Source organism: Vibrio sp. 2092 (assembly GCF_033339635.1).
GTDB lineage: Bacteria > Pseudomonadota > Gammaproteobacteria > Enterobacterales > Vibrionaceae > Vibrio > Vibrio alginolyticus.
This window is the reverse complement of the sequence record NZ_JAWOUY010000020.1, coordinates 1-17,956: the sequence shown is the minus strand read 5'-3', so window position 1 is coordinate 17,956 and position 17,956 is coordinate 1. Positions and strand designations below refer to the sequence as shown.

General features: G+C 45.4%; 16 protein-coding genes. 7 read left to right on the top strand and 9 right to left on the bottom strand.

Annotation, left to right across the window (positions count from 1 at the left end):
- Positions 1–46 precede the first annotated feature (46 nt).
- The 4 genes from R7P80_RS24295 to R7P80_RS24280 all read right to left on the bottom strand — a co-directional run bounded on the left by R7P80_RS24295 (position 47) and on the right by R7P80_RS24280 (position 3,736).
- On the bottom strand, positions 47–673 hold the full coding sequence (locus tag R7P80_RS24295) for a molecular chaperone (RefSeq protein ID WP_225492021.1): 627 nt from the start codon (positions 671–673) through the stop codon (positions 47–49).
- Positions 674–682: 9 nt separating this feature from the next.
- Positions 683–2,344: a 4Fe-4S dicluster domain-containing protein gene (locus tag R7P80_RS24290; RefSeq protein ID WP_005377546.1), complete on the bottom strand. Its 1,662-nt coding sequence runs from the start codon at positions 2,342–2,344 to the stop codon at positions 683–685.
- Between the two features lie 311 nt (positions 2,345–2,655).
- On the bottom strand, positions 2,656–3,282 hold the full coding sequence (locus tag R7P80_RS24285) for a DUF3306 domain-containing protein (RefSeq protein ID WP_225492022.1): 627 nt from the start codon (positions 3,280–3,282) through the stop codon (positions 2,656–2,658).
- Positions 3,272–3,736 (bottom strand): DUF3305 domain-containing protein, encoded by a 465-nt coding sequence (locus R7P80_RS24280; protein ID WP_005377550.1) that lies wholly within the window; start codon positions 3,734–3,736, stop codon positions 3,272–3,274. Before R7P80_RS24280 ends, R7P80_RS24285 begins: the two co-directional genes overlap by 11 nt.
- A 323-nt stretch (positions 3,737–4,059) precedes the next feature.
- Between R7P80_RS24280 and R7P80_RS24275 the strand changes: the two genes are divergently transcribed.
- Positions 4,060–4,884, top strand: coding sequence for a formate dehydrogenase accessory sulfurtransferase FdhD (locus R7P80_RS24275; protein ID WP_005377552.1), 825 nt, complete (start codon positions 4,060–4,062; stop codon positions 4,882–4,884).
- A gap of 240 nt (positions 4,885–5,124) precedes the next feature.
- Here R7P80_RS24275 and R7P80_RS24270 read toward each other — a convergent pair whose 3' ends face one another.
- The 3 genes from R7P80_RS24270 to R7P80_RS24260 form a co-directional block, all read right to left on the bottom strand.
- Positions 5,125–6,717, bottom strand: a complete 1,593-nt coding sequence (locus R7P80_RS24270; protein WP_025766654.1) for an ABC-F family ATPase — start codon at positions 6,715–6,717, stop codon at positions 5,125–5,127.
- 216 nt (positions 6,718–6,933) lie between these two features.
- On the bottom strand, positions 6,934–8,973 hold the full coding sequence (locus R7P80_RS24265) for a cache domain-containing protein (protein WP_225492023.1): 2,040 nt from the start codon (positions 8,971–8,973) through the stop codon (positions 6,934–6,936).
- Positions 8,963–10,414, bottom strand: coding sequence for a sigma-54-dependent transcriptional regulator (locus tag R7P80_RS24260; protein WP_225492024.1), 1,452 nt, complete (start codon positions 10,412–10,414; stop codon positions 8,963–8,965). Before R7P80_RS24260 ends, R7P80_RS24265 begins: the two co-directional genes overlap by 11 nt.
- Before the next feature lie 334 nt (positions 10,415–10,748).
- Between R7P80_RS24260 and R7P80_RS24255 the strand changes: the two genes are divergently transcribed.
- The 6 genes from R7P80_RS24255 (at position 10,749) to R7P80_RS24230 (ending at position 15,723) form a co-directional block, all read left to right on the top strand.
- Complete coding sequence (locus R7P80_RS24255) at positions 10,749–11,567, top strand: substrate-binding domain-containing protein (RefSeq protein WP_005389522.1); 819 nt, start codon at positions 10,749–10,751, stop codon at positions 11,565–11,567.
- Between the two features lie 6 nt (positions 11,568–11,573).
- Entirely contained in the window at positions 11,574–12,272 is a 699-nt protein-coding gene (locus tag R7P80_RS24250) for an ABC transporter permease (protein WP_005389524.1), read from the top strand.
- A 50-nt stretch (positions 12,273–12,322) separates the two neighbouring features.
- Positions 12,323–13,042 (top strand): energy-coupling factor ABC transporter ATP-binding protein, encoded by a 720-nt coding sequence (locus R7P80_RS24245; RefSeq protein ID WP_017820675.1) that lies wholly within the window; start codon positions 12,323–12,325, stop codon positions 13,040–13,042.
- A complete protein-coding gene (gene mobA / locus R7P80_RS24240; protein ID WP_005453897.1) occupies positions 13,020–13,607 on the top strand; it encodes a molybdenum cofactor guanylyltransferase MobA in 588 nt (195 codons plus the stop codon). Before R7P80_RS24245 ends, mobA begins: the two co-directional genes overlap by 23 nt.
- Positions 13,604–15,382: a bifunctional molybdopterin-guanine dinucleotide biosynthesis adaptor protein MobB/molybdopterin molybdotransferase MoeA gene (locus R7P80_RS24235; RefSeq protein WP_225492025.1), complete on the top strand. Its 1,779-nt coding sequence runs from the start codon at positions 13,604–13,606 to the stop codon at positions 15,380–15,382. Before mobA ends, R7P80_RS24235 begins: the two co-directional genes overlap by 4 nt.
- Before the next feature lie 74 nt (positions 15,383–15,456).
- Positions 15,457–15,723 (top strand): DUF2960 domain-containing protein, encoded by a 267-nt coding sequence (locus R7P80_RS24230; RefSeq protein WP_005377584.1) that lies wholly within the window; start codon positions 15,457–15,459, stop codon positions 15,721–15,723.
- Positions 15,724–15,927: 204 nt separating this feature from the next.
- Here R7P80_RS24230 and nagK read toward each other — a convergent pair whose 3' ends face one another.
- Both nagK and R7P80_RS24220 read right to left on the bottom strand, forming a co-directional pair.
- The gene (gene nagK / locus R7P80_RS24225; RefSeq protein ID WP_005495063.1) at positions 15,928–16,836 is read right to left on the bottom strand and encodes an N-acetylglucosamine kinase; all 909 of its coding nucleotides are present in this window, start codon (positions 16,834–16,836) and stop codon (positions 15,928–15,930) included.
- 173 nt (positions 16,837–17,009) lie between these two features.
- Positions 17,010–17,759, bottom strand: a complete 750-nt coding sequence (locus tag R7P80_RS24220; RefSeq protein ID WP_225492026.1) for a tRNA-uridine aminocarboxypropyltransferase — start codon at positions 17,757–17,759, stop codon at positions 17,010–17,012.
- Positions 17,760–17,956 lie beyond the last annotated feature (197 nt).

Sequence of the window (17,956 nt, the reverse complement as noted above, 5' to 3'; positions counted from 1 at the left end):
TTTGGAGACTCATGCCTCTCTATCGATATGACCAAGTACTGCTCGATTACTCGTAATCAGTGACGTTTTTCACATCAATTTTTAATTTGTTCTTACTGCTTTTGGTGTTCACGCTAAAGCGCACTTGCTCTAACGTTAAAAACGCGTCGCAAAGCTGTGCAGCTGGCTTGTAGAAGTTCACGCTTTCTGCGCTCTCTAGTTGGCGCGTAAAAGATTGGAACCAAGGGGCGATGTGTTTGTTAAACACCGCTTGTTGAAGTTCTTCCTCTTCACCTGTCAGCATTGCCATCACTTCGCACAGTGCAGAAATATGGTCTTCAGGCTCTTTCACGCTCTCTTCTCGTTCGATGCCTAAAAGATCCAAATCGCGACGAATTTCCGCTAACGGTTTTTCCATCATCGAGCGCGTGCGATGCCAAGATCCGAATGGCACAACTTCACCACGGCCGATTCCAATAAACAGATCTTGATATTCTTCTTCTAACGCTTCTCGTTGCGCTTCGTTCGCGGCTTGTTGCAGTCCGAGCCAAGCTTTTTGCATCGCGCTCTCAGACGGTTCAATTTCTAGCGATTTCAGGAACGCCAGCATTTCATCACTAGGCGCACTACGAAAAAGTGCAGATAGAACGAGATAAATGTCTGTTCTCAGTGTTTGTTCTTGTTGTGTGTCCACTGCGAGCTCCTAGTATTTCAGTTGTTTCATTGGGTCTTCTGCCATCGACTCAAACATGTCGATCACACGGCAGTCTTCACACATCGCGATACGATTGATCGCCGCTTCATCAGAGAAATGAGAGTGACCGCGTAACTTGTTTTGTAGCATGTCGATCATCGATTGCGGAGCAAAAGGCTTGTGACAACGAATGCACTCGGCTGCCTTTTCTTCATGAATCACAACCGCTTTCTGGCGTTCTTCTTTCACCCAGTTCATACGAGGAGTAAGCGTCAGCACTTTCTCTGGACACGCTTTCTCGCACAGCCCACATTGAATGCAGTCTTGCTCGACGAATTTAAGCGACGGAGATCGACCGTCCGTATGCAATGCACGTGTTGGACACACCGCCACACAGCTCATACACAACGTACAACCTTTACTTTCACAAGAGACTGTGCCGTAAGGTGCGTTCGCTGGAAGTTCAACAATGTTCTCAACTGGAATACGTGATGCGGACAACGCATCCAACGCCGTAAATAGACGCTGACGTTTGTTACCTTGCAAATCACCTAATGCCAAATCAAAAGACTCAGTACAAAGTGTCGGAGCACCTTCACGTAGTGACTCTAGATACAGAATGTCGATGGTTTCTTTGGCGATACCAAGCTGACCGAGCAGCTCTTGAGCAATACCTACTTCGCTATTAAGCACGCGAATAATGGTTTGAGGCATAAAACGTGAAGCCGCAAACAGCACCTGAGTAGCACCATTCACAAGCGCGGCGAACCAAGTATCAATACCAACCGAAGGCAGTTCTTCCACCACAATTGGAATCACATTATCTGGCAGTGCTTTTAGTGCCATCACGTTGTAGCTCTCGTGGCGAGAACTACAAATCAATACGATAGGATCTAAACCACCCGCTTGCTCATAGTTGGCGAGCGTACGTTCAATAAACTTTTGCGTATCTTCAGGGTTTGGCAGTGCGTAATGAATCGCTTCTGTCGGACACGCTGTAGCACAAGTACCCACGCCTTGACATAGGTATGGGTTGATCTCGATGCGATGGCCCGTTCTGTCGCTGCCTTCACTCGATAGTGCCCCTGCCGGACAAGCATCCACACACCGTTCGCAACCTTTTACGCCACGAGAGCTGTGTGCACATAAATCGGTATCTAAACGGAAGAATTTCGGTTTATCGAACGTCCCCATTAAGGTTGGAATCTCTTCCAACGCTTCAGCCAGTTTCGGATAGCCACGACCTACTGGGTAGTAGCCCGGTACTGGGACTTCTTCCGACATGCAGCTGTTAAGGCAAAGATCGAGTACGATATCGAAACAATCGCTATTGGTCGCGACCTTGGCAAGGTTGTTGGTCAAACCATGATTTTCAATCAGAACTTCAAACGTACCTAAGAACCCTGAAACCTGAACCGAATTGGCGTAATAAAGCTCGGGATTTGTGCCCTTTTCGCCATCGGTAGAAAGCAGCGTTAGGCTGTTCATTTGCGACAATTGCGCTGCCGCACTTTCGATGATTGCTGTTGGGCCCACAATCAAAGTATTACCGCCGCTTTCATAGCTTACGGTTGGTGGAATAAGATTGGTCAACTCTACGGTATTTTCGAAAGCGTACAGCCTCGCTTTACCGTTATTGGAAGTTGCTTGTTCTAATAATTGTTTCAGCATTGCTCAATTCCATTTATGAACATGGATAGTCTTTTCCATCTCTTAGTGTAGTTAGCGCCGGAGATTCTGCTGATTAACTTATCAATGAGAATTCTTATTCCGCCATCTATAGGCGATGAATACTACGCAGTGCGTCCGTACTAACTTCAACCAGATTGGTATTGAGCAACAAATAGCAAGTGTCATGCCAATAAAATATCAAATTAAAATCAATAGGTTATCAATTTTACTGACAAATAGTAGGGATAAAAAAACCGGTTGAGACATTTTGTCTCAGCCGGCTCATTGAGTGTTTAGTCAAAATGTACCTATTATTTATGTGGTATATTTTGTCTCACCTCGTTAGGCTGTGATTCTTCAGCAAAAGTATCACTTTCGCCAGATACTGTATTTATATACAGTTCATTTTCATCTTGAGTAATTTGGCCACTTTTGTCGGTGTTTGACTCTGCGTCTTCAACTACCTCAGATGCGATATCGTTAGCGTTAAGCTCAGACCCTTGCGCAGTTTCAGCGTCTGGTTCGTCTTCCACTTTATCTTTAACCCAATCACGCAGCGTCTCAGCGACGTCTTGAGAAAGTGACTTTAAGTTACTGTAATCATCATCGTAATCGTCTAGGCCGTCACGCACGTTAAATTCTTCGGACAAGAACATTTTGCGCAGCGCAGCTTTCTTAACGCTTTCTGAAGCTTCAGAAACCAGCAGTTGCGCCACAGACATTTCTTCGTTTTTTTCAGTCTCTACACTCGCGGTAATGTCTGGAGCCTGACTATCCTCATTGACGCTCAAAGTATCTAAGCTTTCGTCAGCGTTTGAAAGCGCTGTGACACTATCTTCGGATTGTTCCGTCTCTGCTATCGGCGTGATCTCTTCAGCATGTTGGGAAGATTCTTCTAGTTTACGTTTCGACCAACGGCTTAAAAAACTAGTTGCCATTTGCTCTGCCTGCTCCTTTGCGTTTCTTGCGTCTTACTTCTAACAACTCACCGTGACGACCAATAAAGGCTTCCATCCAAGCCTGAACGGCTAACGGCATATCGTTAGATAGTACAAGGTTATCACCATCCATATATTGCGCCGCAACAGATTGTGAAGCCGTCAGTAACTGTATCGCTGGTTTTTCACCAGACTCGACGTTATCCATCACTAAAAAGAGTTTAGGTTGCTGAGAGCTTAAGTTAAAGCGGTAGTCTGTACGTTCATCTTTATGTAATTGCAACGGACAAACATCTGGAGTCTCTTCCGTCGGATTCAGCGCAAATCCTGTCAACTGCCATTGGGTTGTCACCCAAATCCCTGTACTGATCTCATGCTCAACAAGCTCTACGCCGATTGGCCATGTATCCTCAGTCTTTTCGTAATTTTTTTCGAAATCTTTCTTATCCGACATAACTCACCCAGTCTTTCTATTTTTGGTCTGAAAACACACAAGAGATTTTGCCCCCGTTTTCGACCATTTTTATTGTCTTCGAAGCAATAAACGCGCCAAGCTGATATAACTTAGTCTATATACTCCCTCAGGCTATAAGTACCAAACTAGACGAAACTCAAATGTATTGATGTGTCATTACTGCGAACTCGCAGTTTTAATGCATTGTTGACATAAAACCTCGCAATTTCTGTGGGAACCGCTATTTTGGAATGAGATTTGCTAGCCACTTAACAAGCTAAAATGCTTAGCAACCTAACGCTCTTAATCACTAGGACACGACTGTGCTGAAACCAAATATTATTAAAACCAGTGAAAATCCCCTGCAAACCATTGAAGTCGATGTGTACGACGAGTACGGCGAAAAGCTCACGAAGCAAATCGCTTGCGAGCGTCCTCTTACGGTCATGCTGAACTGGAAAGAAGTGGTCACGCTCATGACGCTAGGTTCGCGTCCAGAAGCACTAGTACTGGGTTATTTAAAAAACCAAAGCTTCCTGTCCGATCCAGCCGCGATTGAATCCGTTATTATTGACTGGGAAACGCATTCCGCAGCGGTGATTACTAAAGAAAACACTGAACACTTAGAAGGCGCCCTGAAAAAGAAAACCGTCACCTCAGGTTGTGGCCAAGGCACCATGTATGGCAACGTGATGAAGCAGCTTGAAAATTATCAAGTGCCTCAAGTTTCTCTTAAGCAGTCAGAAATTTATTCTGCGCTGGAAGCGTTAACTCATTACAACGACACCTACAAAAAAGCGGGCGCAGTACACGGCTGTGCGGTTTGCAAAGGTAATGAAGTGTTGTCATTTGTGGAAGATGTCGGCCGTCACAACGCAGTGGATACACTTGCAGGTGAGATGTGGCTCAAAGAAGAAACAGGTGAAGATAAAATTTTCTACACAACTGGTCGCCTTACATCAGAGATGGTGATTAAAGTGGCTCAAATGGGCATTCCTGTTCTGCTTTCTCGCTCTGGCGTTACTCAAATGGGGTTAGATCTAGCGAAGCAATTTGGTATTACGACCATTGCGCGTGCGAAAGGTTTGCGCTTCCAAGTGTTTACAGGAGCCGACAAGGTTGAATTTGATGTAAAAGGCAACCAATAACACCTTTTCAGTGTAAACTAAAACCAATAATGCGGATTCACAGAGGATGTGGACTATGAATAATGACCAATTGTGGAATTTTCTGCTTACGCCCAGCGGTATCATGCTTTCTATGATTATTACCTTTGGCGTGGTCGGGCTCTATGCGTATATAACCGGTCAGTTTAAGGATTAAGGCCAAATATCAAAAAAGCCTCGCTAAATAGCGAGGCTTTTGCTTTTTAAACGCTTTGCGAGTAATTACGCGTCAACGCCACGAGATTTTAGGAACTCAGAGTAAGTGCCTTTAAAGTCTGTGATTTTACCATCGCGGATTTCGATAATACGCGTTGCTAACGAGTCTACGAATACACGGTCGTGAGAGACGAAGAACAACGTGCCTTTGTATTGCTCAAGCGCGGTGTTCAAAGATTCAATTGATTCCATGTCCATGTGGTTGGTTGGTTCGTCCATTAGCAGCATGTTTGGCTTGTGCATCATTAGCTTACCAAGCAGCATACGACCTTGCTCACCACCAGACAGTACTTTTACTGACTTCTTAATGTCATCTTGACCAAACAGCATACGACCAAGGAAACCACGAACGACTTGCTCGTCATCACCTTCTTGACGCCATTGACCCATCCAATCCGTTAGATTCATATCTTCTGCAAAGTCATGCGCGTGGTCTTGCGCGTAGTAACCGATGTTTGCATTTTCAGACCATTTGAACTCACCAGCACGCGGTTCAAGTACACCAGCAAGCGTGTTTAGAAGTGTTGTTTTACCCACACCATTTTCACCGATGATCGCAACGCGCTCTCCCACTTCAAAAATTGCATTGAAGTCTGAGAACAAGTCCTCTTCAAAACCTTGGCTCAGGTTTTCTACAATCAGAGCGTTACGGAACAGCTCTTTAGACTGTTCAAAACGAATGAATGGGTTTTGACGACTAGACGCTTTCACTTCGTCCAATTTGATCTTGTCGATTTGCTTCGCACGAGATGTCGCTTGTTTTGCTTTCGATGCGTTTGCAGAGAAACGCGCAACGAACGTTTGTAGCTCAGCGATTTGTGCTTTCTTCTTAGCGTTGTCGTTTAGTAGACGTTCGCGAGCTTGAGAAGCCGCCGTCATGTACTCGTCGTAGTTACCAGGGTAAACGCGTAGTTCACCGTAGTCCAAGTCAGCCATGTGTGTACATACTGAGTTTAGGAAGTGACGGTCGTGCGAAATGATGATCATTGTGCAGTTACGCGCGTTTAGCGTGTCTTCCAACCAACGAATTGTGTCCATGTCCAAGTTGTTGGTAGGTTCGTCAAGAAGCATCACATCTGGGTCTGCGAATAGAACCTGCGCTAGAAGCACACGAAGTTTCCAGCCTGGTGCTACTTCACTCATTAGACCGAAGTGTTGCTCCATTGGGATACCTACAGCAAGAAGAAGCTCGCCCGCTTTGGCTTCTGCCATGTAGCCGTCCATTTCAGCAAACTGAACTTCTAAGTCAGCCACTTTCATGCCGTCTTCTTCGCTCATTTCAGCAAGTGAGTAGATGCGGTCACGCTCTTTCTTCACTTCCCATAGCTCTTTATGACCCATGATAACGGTATCGATTACAGTAAATTCTTCGTAAGCGAACTGGTCCTGGTTCAGTTTTGCAACGCGCTCGTTTGGATCGTAGCTTACGTTACCGCTGGTTTGCTCAAGCTCGCCGCTGAGGATCTTCATAAAGGTTGATTTACCACAACCGTTAGCTCCAATTAAGCCGTAGCGATTGCCTTCGCCGAACTTAACTGAAATGTTTTCGAATAGCGGCTTAGCGCCGAATTGTTGAGTAATATTCGCTGTGGAGATCAAAACCTTTACCTTAGCAATTGGGGTGTATTTAGAAAAACCGGGCAACGGTACTTGTTCATGCTACATACTGCAAGTGTTGTTTTTATTAATTCACTCCAAGTGAAATCATTGTAAGGTTTCTAAGAAGCAAAAGCGTAAACATAAATGCGTCATCAAATACAAAAAAGAGCCACTATCGTCAGTGGCTCTTTTTCCATTAATGCTTCAAAAAAGTGACTAAGCGATGTTCGTCACCTCTAGGATCAGTTCGGCTTTTTTAGGTAAATAAATACTGAATTTACTGCCTGTTCCCCATTCAGACTCTGCTTTTAACTCACCACCCGTTTGGCTGAGAATACTTTGGGAGACCGATAGCCCTAACCCTGTGCCTTCTCGTTTCGTTGTGTAAAATGGCGAGAAGATTCGACTCAAGTTTTCTGGTTTAATACCGCAGCCCTCATCGATAACATGAATCGCGGCTCCTTTCACTTCGCCCTCTTCAATCCAGTCTTCACTGACTACTGTTAAAGTTCCTTTACCGCTCATTGCGTGAATGGCGTTCATTTGCAAATTAACTAAGATTTGTAGCAAGTGGTGACGGTTTATCTCAACGGACGTGTGCGCTTGTAGGTCAGTCACAAACTCAACGTCGCGTTTCTTGGTGCCAGTTTTAACCAAGGTGATGCTTTCATCAATGATAGGATTGACATGTTGCCAAGTGATTTCATCTTGAACACCGCCTTGGCGACTGTATTGCAATAAACTGCGTGTGATATTGCGGATACGATCAATTTGCGCGTGAATCGCATCAATTTCTTCTTGTACTCGACTTGCATCGTCACCCAATTCAAAATGGATCAATTCTACGTTGCCAAGAATCACGGCGGTTGGGTTATTAATTTCGTGAGCAATCCCCGCGGTGAGTTCTCCCAGTGCTGCCAGTTTTTCATGAACAACGAGTTTGTCGCGGGTTTGGTTGAGCAATTGAATATGCAGTTCAAGATCTTGGGTTTTTTCTCTCAGGCTTGCCGTACGCTCTTGAACTTTGCATTCAAGTTGAGCTGCGGAGTTTTTCAGTTCAATTTTGCGCTCTTCTAGCGCGTCTAACATATCATCAAACTGTCTGGCTAACTGCGCAAGTTCATGATCGGCATCTAATCCTAACGGGCCAATCCGTTTTTCTTTACCTTGTTGGACCTGCTTCACCACTTTATGAATGCGTTCGATCGGTCGAAACAGATCATAAGAACCGCGATATACCATCACGCCGGAAACCAGCAATAACATAACCGTAATCAAGCTGATTTCGGCAATGTTCGTCATGTAGGCTTTAACGAATGGCCACATGAGGTAACCGGTATAAAGCATACCAATAACATTGTCGTATTGGTCTTTGATCGGTTGATACGCCGTAATATACCAAGCGTCATACACATAAGCGCGATCAACCCACTGTTCACCCTTAGAAAGTACTTGGTTATACACTTCGGCGCTCACGCGAGTGCCTATGGCGCGCCCTAGTCTATGATCGCTGTCTAGAGGAACGTTGGTGCTCACACGCAAATCATCGAGAAATACCGTCAACGTACCCACAGGGCGAAGGCGGTCGTTATCACTTAAGTAAATGAGATCGCGGATTTGATCCACCAGCACTGTGCTGTTGTTAAGGAGCAAACCACCATCAAGAAAGCCGATCAAATCGTTCGCTTGGCTGTATACCGGAATCACGGTCCGACTGACTAACCCACGCACCTCCCTGTCACCATCAGCAAGAATAGGCACTTCTGCTCGTTTGGCGAGTTCAGGATCGAGGCGTTCGAGTTCTTCTTTATTGAGTACATCAAAAAACGATTCGCGCTTGGTGAGATCCATAAAGCGGAATTTGTTTTCCATGGAATTAACGCGTTGGAAAGAGAGAAAATCTAAAGCATATCTTTTCTTCTGCTCTGTGACCCACTTTTGCAGGTCACCTTGTGGCGTTCCTTGATTAATGCGAATACGGAAATCGTACGAATCGGCAAACGCCCGCACGTAATTGGCTTGCTTTTGCTGTAACAACGTTACGCTGTTATTTGCAACACCAAGACGTTCCGAGACATCAAGCAGCGCATTTTGCCACGTGTAATGAATAGACCAATAAATCGTAATGCCGATAAGAGCTAACAATGTGAGGAAAATCGGCGCAGAGGTTAAGAATAACAAGCGATAACGCACCATGGTTTTAAAACGGTGCGTCCATTTTGACAATCCTTTGTGTTGTGGGCCGTTAGCTGGCATATTCCTCATCCTCAGAATCCCATTCTTTGTATTTACGTTCTAAGGTCTTGCGAGCTACGCCCAAGTCACGAGCAGCAGCAGACTTATTGCCTTCATGCAAGTTAACGACTTGTTTAATATGTGCTTTCTCGACTTCTTTTAACGTCCAGCTGTTTGGATAGCCCTCGCCAGTAAATTCTTTGCCTTCTCTAAAGGTTGGTAACTCAGCTGAGTGAGAAACAGTAATCGATACATTAGGCAGTGAATGCCCGCCATTCAGCTCTCGCCAATAGTGTGCAGGTGGTTTGCCAAGCAAGATACAACGCTCAATCAAGTTTTTCAGCTCACGAATGTTTCCCGGCCAATCGTACTCACTCATGGCTTCCATGTCCTCGTGCGCCCATTTGGGCGCAGGCATACCGAGCTCGCGCGTCAGCATGTTGCTGAAAAATGGCACCAACTCAAATAAGTCGGTTTTGCGCTCTCGCAGCGGACACACTTCAATTTTCAGAACGTTTAAACGGTAATAGAGGTCACTGCGGAAATTACCTTGATTGACCTCTTCTTGCAGGTTTCGGTTGGTTGCCGCTACGATACGGACATCAATACTGATCTCTCTTTCTGAACCGACAGGGCGAATTGTACGCTGCTCTAACACACGTAATAATGATGCCTGCATTGCAAGTGGCATCTCCCCGATTTCGTCAAGAAATAAGGTGCCACCGTTCGCAACACGGAACAAACCTTCACGCGATTTTTTTGCACCGGTAAACGCGCCCGATGTATGACCAAACAACTCACTTTCTAAAAGCTCTGGTGCAATCGCACCGCAGTTGATTGGCACAAACGGGCCCGTTCGCCCACTCGCCTGGTGGATACCTCGTGCAACTAGCTCTTTACCCGTACCCGACTCACCTTCCACCAAAACAGAAGCACGTGATGGTGCAAATTGGTTAATAAGTTGCTTAAGCAGACGCGTTTTTTCTGAGCCGCCGATGATCTCTGAGGTATTGTGACGTTGGTAATCGCGTGTCATGGCGTACTGCATGCGTTCGTTCAAACGGCGATCCATACAGCGACTGACCGCTTTTAACATCTGCTCAAGGTTGAATGGTTTGAGGATAAAGTCGGAAGCACCGAGCTGTAGCGCTCGAATGGCAATTTCTAAATCCGCATAACCCGTCATAAAAATCACATCGGCACGTTTGTCATCATCTTCAAACGCTTCTTCCCACTCAATTCCAGAACGCCCTGGCAGATTAATATCCAGTAAGATCAGATCATAATGTCGAGAATTACGCAGTTGTTCTGCTTCTTCGATGCTACCAGCTGTATCGACATGTGAAAAAAGCTTACCCAATGCCTTTTTCAAGATGGCTTGCATGCCTAATTCATCATCGACGACCAGTACGGAAAAGGCGCTATATTGTTGGTTTGTACTAAGATGGGATTGAGTAGACATATTTACCCCAGATGGATTTCGATGGGACAGAGTGTACCAAGTTTAAACAGAGATACCCTACAAAAAGTGCGACATTTTGTACCAACGCAAACTTTTATGCAAATAACCCCATGATTTAGTGCATAAACCAAGCACTTTAAGCTTGTAAAAGGTTGGCATCTTGTTTGCTATAAGGTGGATACGGAGCGCATTTAAGTGATCTCAGGATGTTGATGTTTGCTTATTCCAACACCCTGAGACAACTTGCGTATTACGCTAATCGCTCTCGTCCAAAAAGGCTTCTCCCTAAAACCTGGAGAGATTCCAAAGAATCATTGGAAAGGAACACATAAAAATGAAAAAAATTGCGCTAACTCTGGCTGCAACGTCAATCACGCTTGTAAGTTACTCTGCGTTTTCTGCTCAAGACGGAGAACACGTTCGCCTTGCAACCACAACCAGTACTTACCATTCAGGTTTACTTGATTACCTGCTTCCACAATTTGAAAAAGACACGGGCTACAAAGTCGATGTTATTGCTGCAGGTACTGGTAAAGCCTTAAAAATGGGCGAAAACGGTGACGTAGATTTGGTGATGACACATGCACCAAAAGCTGAAGGCGCATTTGTTGAGAAAGGCTACGGCGTTTTACCTCGCAAGCTAATGTACAACGACTTTGTGATTGTAGGCCCGAAAGCTGACCCAGCAACAATCAAAAATGACGAAGGCGTGTTAGATGTATTCAAAGAGATCGCAAACAAAAACGCAACGTTCATCTCTCGCGGCGATGATTCTGGTACGCACAAAAAAGAAATGGGCTTCTGGGCTCAAACTAAAATCGAACCGAACTTTGGTGGCTACCGTAGCGTAGGTCAAGGTATGGGCCCAACTCTAAACATGGCGTCTGAAATGCAAGGCTACACCATGACGGACCGCGGCACTTGGCTGGCTTACCAAAACAAATTGGATCTAGAAATTCTGTTCCAAGGCGATGAAAAACTGTTTAACCCGTACCAAGTTATTCTTGTTAACCCTGAGCGTTACCCAACGATCAACTACCAAGGTGCGAAGGCATTCAGTGATTGGTTGGTAAACCCTCGCGGACAGGAACTTATCAATGGTTTCCGCCTAAACGGTAAACAACTGTTTGTTGCGAATGCTGAGAGCAAATAACGCAATATGAATCTTGCTGATACAACACTGGAAGCGCTTCGCTTACTGGTGAATTTTGATGCAGACCTATGGGAGATCGTTGCGGTCTCCTTTAGTGTTTCTATTACGGCAATATCCCTAGTGGTATTGCCGGCTATTTTGATGTCCTTTGTACTGGCGTATACCGACTTTCGCGGTAAATGGTTTTTGTTGTCGATCGTAAATACGCTGCAAGCGGTCCCTACCGTGGTGATTGGCCTGTTGCTGTACATGTTGCTGTCGCGTGCTGGCCCTTGGGGAGATTGGCAAATGCTGTTCACTCAGAAGGCGATGATCTTCGGCCAAATGGTGATCTGCTTCCCTGTTTTGGTATCGATGATGCATGGTGCATTGCAATCTAGCGACCGTCGTGCAGTGGAAACTGCCATCACACTGGGCGTCTCCATTCCGCGCTTGGCAGCTACGATGATTTGGGAAACCCGCTTTCCTCTACTTGCGGCTATCATTGCAGGGTTTTCACGTATCGTGACCGAGGTGGGCTGCTCAATGATGGTTGGTGGTAACATTATGGGCGTGACGCGAAATATTCCCACGGCTATCGCAATGGAAAGCAGTAAAGGTGCTTTTGCGCAAGGAGTTGCATTAGGAATTGTATTACTATCTTTAGCGTTGGCTCTAAACTTCTTCTTATCAAGTATGAGAGGCAAAGGCTACCTCAGAACATAGAACATGAAGCAAACAAACGACTCACCATTAACCCCATGTCGAGGCGAATTATGACTATAAAAATCACCGCCGAACAGTTATCCATGCGCTTTAAAGAGCGTGTGCTTTTCCACATCCCTGAGTTAGCCATCGGCCCAAATGATGCCATTTATCTCAAGGGTGACAATGGTGTGGGCAAAACTACCCTACTCAAAATCCTTGCTGGCTTGCTCAAACCCTCTACTGGCGATGTTGTTGCGCCAAAAGATACGTGGCTGAAAAGACTGACGTGTCGCAATGGTCGTGTCGATGTGATTTATCTCCATCAATCCCCTTACCTTTTTGACGGCACTGTATATGAAAACGTAGTCTATGGAGTGAAATATCAACAAGACACGCAAAAAGATAAGCGAGCTCAAGTTATTCACGCGCTGCGCATGGTAGGTTTAGAAACCTTAGCGGACGAACATATTTCCGTGTTGTCCGGCGGTGAAAAACAGCGCGTTGCCATGGCAAGGGCTTGGATTTTAAAACCGTCGATTTTATTGATGGATGAGCCAAGTGCGTCTTTAGACCAAGAGTCCATTGAACGATTGGTGGTGATGGCGAAAGATCTTTTGGATCGTGGTTCCAGTATCGTGGTGACAAGCCATCAGGCCAACGCACTGACCGACTTATGTAAAAAACAGTGGTGGATTAAAGACAAGACTTTGATAGAGTCTCCTCTGTTGTATGTCATACCAAAAGAAACATCCCAAGAGAATGCATATGCTTCAACCAACACAAACTAGTTGGGTCATTTTGGCTGGTGGCCAAGCCAGCCGTATGGGTGGAAAAGATAAAGGTCTGATTGAATTAAATCAGAAGCCACTCATCGAACACGTTATTGAACGTTTATCTCCACAAACACCACGCATTTTAATTAATGCCAATCGAAACCAAGATGCGTACAGCAAATTTGGTTTCGTATTTAGTGATCAATTCAAAGATTTCCCTGGACCTATGGGCGGTATTCACGCGGGTTTGATGCATGCTGAAACAGACTGGGTCGGATTTGTACCTTGCGATAGCCCTCAAATTAACACCGACCTTGTCGAGCGTTTCTGCCAGGCCGTCAAAGAAGACAGCGATATTTTGGTCGCTCATGATGGTGACCATCAGCAACCTGTTTTCACGCTCTACCACAAGCGCGTACTGCCAAAACTCACCGCATTTTTAGAACGTGGCGACCGCAAAATCATTCTGCTCTACAAAGAGTGCAACACCAGTTACGTTGACTTTAGCGACTCACCAAACTGTTTCGTCAACTTGAACACTCCGGAAGAACTGGCGCAATTTGGACAATTAGAATCATGAAACACACGCTAAACATTCCTATTCTTGGTTTTGCAGCTTATTCAGGCACAGGCAAAACCACGCTACTTGAAGCCCTATTGCCAAAGCTGACTGAAGCAGGTTTACGCATTGGCATGCTAAAACATGCGCACCACAACTTCGATGTCGATAAGCCGGGTAAAGACAGCTACCGTTTACGCAAAGCCGGCGCGTCTCAAATGCTGATTGCTTCTCGCAACCGTTTTGCGTTAATGACAGAAACGCCAGAAGCCGAAGCGGAGTTTGAATACCTCTTAACTCGTTTTGATGAAGACAAGCTCGATGTAGTTTTGGTCGAAGGCTGTAAAAACATCGCGTTTCCTAAAATTGAATTGCACCGTGAAGAAGTGGGTAAACCTTGGCTTTACCCTCACGATGAAAACATCATTGCTATCGCTTCCGACAGTGCGGAGTTAGATTCTGAGCTCCCTCAAATGAACATCAATGATTTGGATGCCATCGCTCAATTTGTTCTTCAATACGTTCAAGATGCAAAAGCACCAAAATCTAAAGAGAAAGACGCCGCATGTTGCGACACTCTTTCTCCGGCTTTCCTTTCTGTGGTTCAAGGCCAAGAAAAAATCCTTTCTTTGGTGAACACGGTTTCGGAAATAGAAGCATGCAAGATTGAAAACGCCTATGGCCGCATTCTCGCGGAACATATCATTTCACCAGTAAACGTGCCACAATACACCAACTCCGCGATGGACGGTTACGCCATCCGCAGTGATGATGTTGACCGCGATAGCTACCAAGTGGTTGCTGAAGTGATGGCGGGCCATGCTTACGATCAGCCTCTTGAAGTTGGTCAAGCGGTGAAGATCATGACTGGCGCACCAACACCACGTAACGGCGACACAGTGGTCATGCGTGAGCAAGCCTCTCAAGAAGGTGACAAAGTCACCTTTAACGGTGCGAATATCAAAGCAGGCCAAAACGTTCGTCAAGCAGGTGAAGATCTCGCTATCGGCAGTGACGTCTTTACCGCAGGCACTCGCCTAGCCTCTCCAGAAATGGGCATGATTGCTTCGCTTGGTTTTGGTGAAGCGAATGTGTTCCGCAAATTGAAAGTTGCCGTGTTCTCCACCGGTGACGAAGTACAAGCGCCGGGAACAGAGCAAAAAGCGAATTCTATCTACGATTCCAACCGTTTTACCATCATGGGCATGCTTGAAAAGCTCGGCTGCGAGATCTTGGATTTCGGTATTCTGGAAGACAACGAACAGTTAATGATTGAAGCGTTGGAAAACGCATCGGCGCAAGCGGACGTGGTTATGACTTCTGGTGGCGTATCTGTTGGTGATGCGGATTACATCAAACTTGCCTTGGATAAACTTGGTCAAATCGATTTTTGGCGAATCAACATGCGTCCGGGACGTCCACTAGCGTTTGGTCAAATCAACAACAAGCCGTTCTTTGGTCTGCCGGGCAACCCTGTTGCCGTGATGGTTTCTTTCATTAACTTTGTCGAGCCTGCACTGCGTAAGATGCAAGGCGAACAAGGCTGGAAGCCTCTGAAAGTGAATGCCATCGCGACTGAGAATCTTCGCTCTCGCCAAGGTCGTACCGAGTTTAGTCGAGGAATCTATGAACTGGATGACACTGGCCGTTTAACCGTTCGTACAACAGGCAAGCAAGGCTCTGGTATTTTGCGCTCAATGAGTGAGGCGAACTGTTTGATCGAAATCTCCCCAGCTATTGATACAGTAAAAGCGGGAGAAAGCGTGACAATTATCCCACTTCAAGGCAGAATCTAGCCCAAACTAGAAATTCAAAGGTCAGCGAGTCTGGCCTTTTTGTTTAATACAGAAACCTTTTCAGAGAGACAGCTATGGCTCGCACCATTCTTTACACTTACAAAGACCAAGACAAAGAACTGACGTTCTCATACCAGCAGCACCGCAACATTCAAGAAGCGGTTGCAGAAGCAGAAGGTATCGATATCACTGAGTTCCTAAAGATGGAGCAACAAATCGAAGCAGTGTCTGACACTAAAGCGGTGCGAAACTACCGCGATAACTACTTCAGAAAATTAGGCTTTAGCAAAATCACCCTAGCTCAAAAAGAAAACCTAGGCGTAGGCAAAAAGAACAAATAAGCTTAGCTGCAAACAGAAAACTCGCGATTCGTCGCGAGTTTTTTTATGCATGCTATTTTTGTTCGTGCTCTATACCCGAACATACAGAAGTTACTTGGGTATATGAGTTACTTCGATATATAAGTAAAAAGCCCCGTTTTACCTTGATGGTCTAAACGGGGCTTTAAATTTCTTCTTACTTTATATCGAGTAAGGTTTCAGTCACTACTTGATGTTTAGGAACGCAGCGCCACGTACACCACCTGAATCACCGTGTTTTGCTTTGATGATCTTCGGACACTTCGCGACAGAAAGCAGGTACTTAGGAATACGTTTTGGCATCTCTTCGTAAATCAATTCGAAGTTGGAAAGACCACCACCCAGCACAACAACATGTGGGTCAGTCGCTGTAAAGATGTTTGCAAAACAGATAGCCAGCAACTCCATAAAACGCTCAACGTGCTCAACAGCTTTCGCCTCACCTTCTGCGTGCGCTTTAATGATGTCGATCGCTTTCTTCTCTTCACCGTAGTAATGGGCGTAGAGCAGCTCGAAGCCTCGACCAGAAAGGTAACTGTCTAAACAACCTTTCTTGTCACAACCACAGCCCAACAGAGGTGCGTTTTCGCCTAGGTGGAACCAAGCATCGATAGGTAAACGAGTATGACCCACCTCACCTGCTACGTGGTTACGACCAGAGAAAACTTTACCATCGTAGATAAAACCACCACCAAAACCAGTACCTAGGATCAAACCAAGTACAGAAGGTTCATCTTGAAGCTCTTCGTCCCATGCTTCTGATAGCGCAAAACAGTTCGCATCGTTTTCAATCTTTACGCTGCGACCGATTTTCGCTTCAAGATCCGCGCGCAGTGGTTTGCCTTTCGCCGCAGGAACGTTAACTGTTAATACCGTTGCATCGTCTGCGTCTTCCATGCCTGGTAGACCAAGGCCAATTGTACCTTCGCAACCAAACTCTGCATCGTATTTGTTAACCAATTCCGCAATGGTATCAACCAGCAGCTCGTAGTTGTCTGTTGGTGTAGGTACACGTTCCGTCGCTACACGCTCAAGCTTCTCGTTAAATGCACCAAATTCAATTTTAGTGCCGCCGACATCAAAGCCGTAATACATGTATTTCTCTCCTAAAAAATGCTTAAACGACTCCCAAAATGGCTGGAGTCAAAAGTATAAACTAGTGGCATTATCCATATCTGTACGCCTGCAAACCGTGACCGAATGCAGATTTATCCCCTCGCTGAAGTCAGTTGAACAACATGCCATCAACAAAAGTTCATTCCTTAGAGTCAGCTCTCGGTTTTCACCCACTCTTTGAAACGTTTCAAATGCGGTCGATTAGGATCGTTTTTGGCTCGGGTCTTGGTTAGCATGTAGGTTTCTCTAAAGGCTTCAAACCACAATTGAAGGCATTCCGATGCTTTGTTCTCACCGGCTTGTTTCAAAACTAAAGTCGCGACTTCAGCTGTCGAAAGATGCTGCTCGTTCTCAGAACGACGCATGATGTATTCTGATAAACACTCCGGCTCGATAGATAAGACTGGTAGAGACTGTAAAAACTCAGAGCGACGGAAGATTTTTCGCGCCTCACGCCAACTACCATCGATAAAAATCAACAACCACTTTTTGCTATTACCATCAGTGCGATGTAAGTGCTCAGAGTGTAATCCATCTAGCAATCGCTCAGGTTGATCAACGTAATCGGCAGGAAAAACAATGACCGGCTGGTAGTCATCGTTGGACAAAAGATCAAGCATCTCTTGTGAAGGTTCAGTGCGATTCCATTGATACACGTAAGTCTCTTGAATCGTATCAGCGATTAGACGACCGGTATTACTTGGCTTAAACACTTCGTTTTCAGAAACAATCAACATACATGCAATATTGGCCTTGATGTTTGGCTGAAGGTCGCACAAACAGTGTTGCTCAGAAACCTGGCAATATTGGCAACGAACCACTTTACATCCACGCGCGTTGAAAGGCTTGGTTGAGATAGATTGTCGGTACTGATATAAACGGTGGAAAGCGTGAATTCTCATGGTAAGTAATGCCAAGTAAAAAGTAGAGCGCGATTCTACTGATATTATGGTTTCGCCTCAAGATAAGCCCATCAGCAGTGTGTTGAAATAATTTCACTCTTATCTCGGTCATAGATAAAGAAGTAAATTACCACCTTCTAAAGAAGGTGGCTTTGTGTGAGCCCCCTAAAAGGGGGCCTTTGTTTAGTCCATCGCCA

What these genes read in the sequence shown, in the direction of transcription:
- R7P80_RS24230 (WP_005377584.1), top strand. Translation starts at nt 15,457, where the DNA reads ATGGCTCGCACCATTCTTTACACTTACAAAGACCAAGACAAAGAACTG.
- nagK (WP_005495063.1), bottom strand. Translation starts at nt 16,836, where the DNA reads ATGTATTACGGCTTTGATGTCGGCGGCACTAAAATTGAATTTGGTGCA.
- R7P80_RS24285 (WP_225492022.1), bottom strand. Translation starts at nt 3,282, where the DNA reads ATGGCAACTAGTTTTTTAAGCCGTTGGTCGAAACGTAAACTAGAAGAA.
- R7P80_RS24250 (WP_005389524.1), top strand. Translation starts at nt 11,574, where the DNA reads ATGAATCTTGCTGATACAACACTGGAAGCGCTTCGCTTACTGGTGAAT.
- R7P80_RS24290 (WP_005377546.1), bottom strand. Translation starts at nt 2,344, where the DNA reads ATGCTGAAACAATTATTAGAACAAGCAACTTCCAATAACGGTAAAGCG.
- R7P80_RS24220 (WP_225492026.1), bottom strand. Translation starts at nt 17,759, where the DNA reads ATGAGAATTCACGCTTTCCACCGTTTATATCAGTACCGACAATCTATC.
- R7P80_RS24260 (WP_225492024.1), bottom strand. Translation starts at nt 10,414, where the DNA reads ATGTCTACTCAATCCCATCTTAGTACAAACCAACAATATAGCGCCTTT.
- mobA (WP_005453897.1), top strand. Translation starts at nt 13,020, where the DNA reads ATGCTTCAACCAACACAAACTAGTTGGGTCATTTTGGCTGGTGGCCAA.
- R7P80_RS24280 (WP_005377550.1), bottom strand. Translation starts at nt 3,736, where the DNA reads ATGTCGGATAAGAAAGATTTCGAAAAAAATTACGAAAAGACTGAGGAT.
- R7P80_RS24245 (WP_017820675.1), top strand. Translation starts at nt 12,323, where the DNA reads ATGACTATAAAAATCACCGCCGAACAGTTATCCATGCGCTTTAAAGAG.
- R7P80_RS24265 (WP_225492023.1), bottom strand. Translation starts at nt 8,973, where the DNA reads ATGCCAGCTAACGGCCCACAACACAAAGGATTGTCAAAATGGACGCAC.
- R7P80_RS24255 (WP_005389522.1), top strand. Translation starts at nt 10,749, where the DNA reads ATGAAAAAAATTGCGCTAACTCTGGCTGCAACGTCAATCACGCTTGTA.
- R7P80_RS24235 (WP_225492025.1), top strand. Translation starts at nt 13,604, where the DNA reads ATGAAACACACGCTAAACATTCCTATTCTTGGTTTTGCAGCTTATTCA.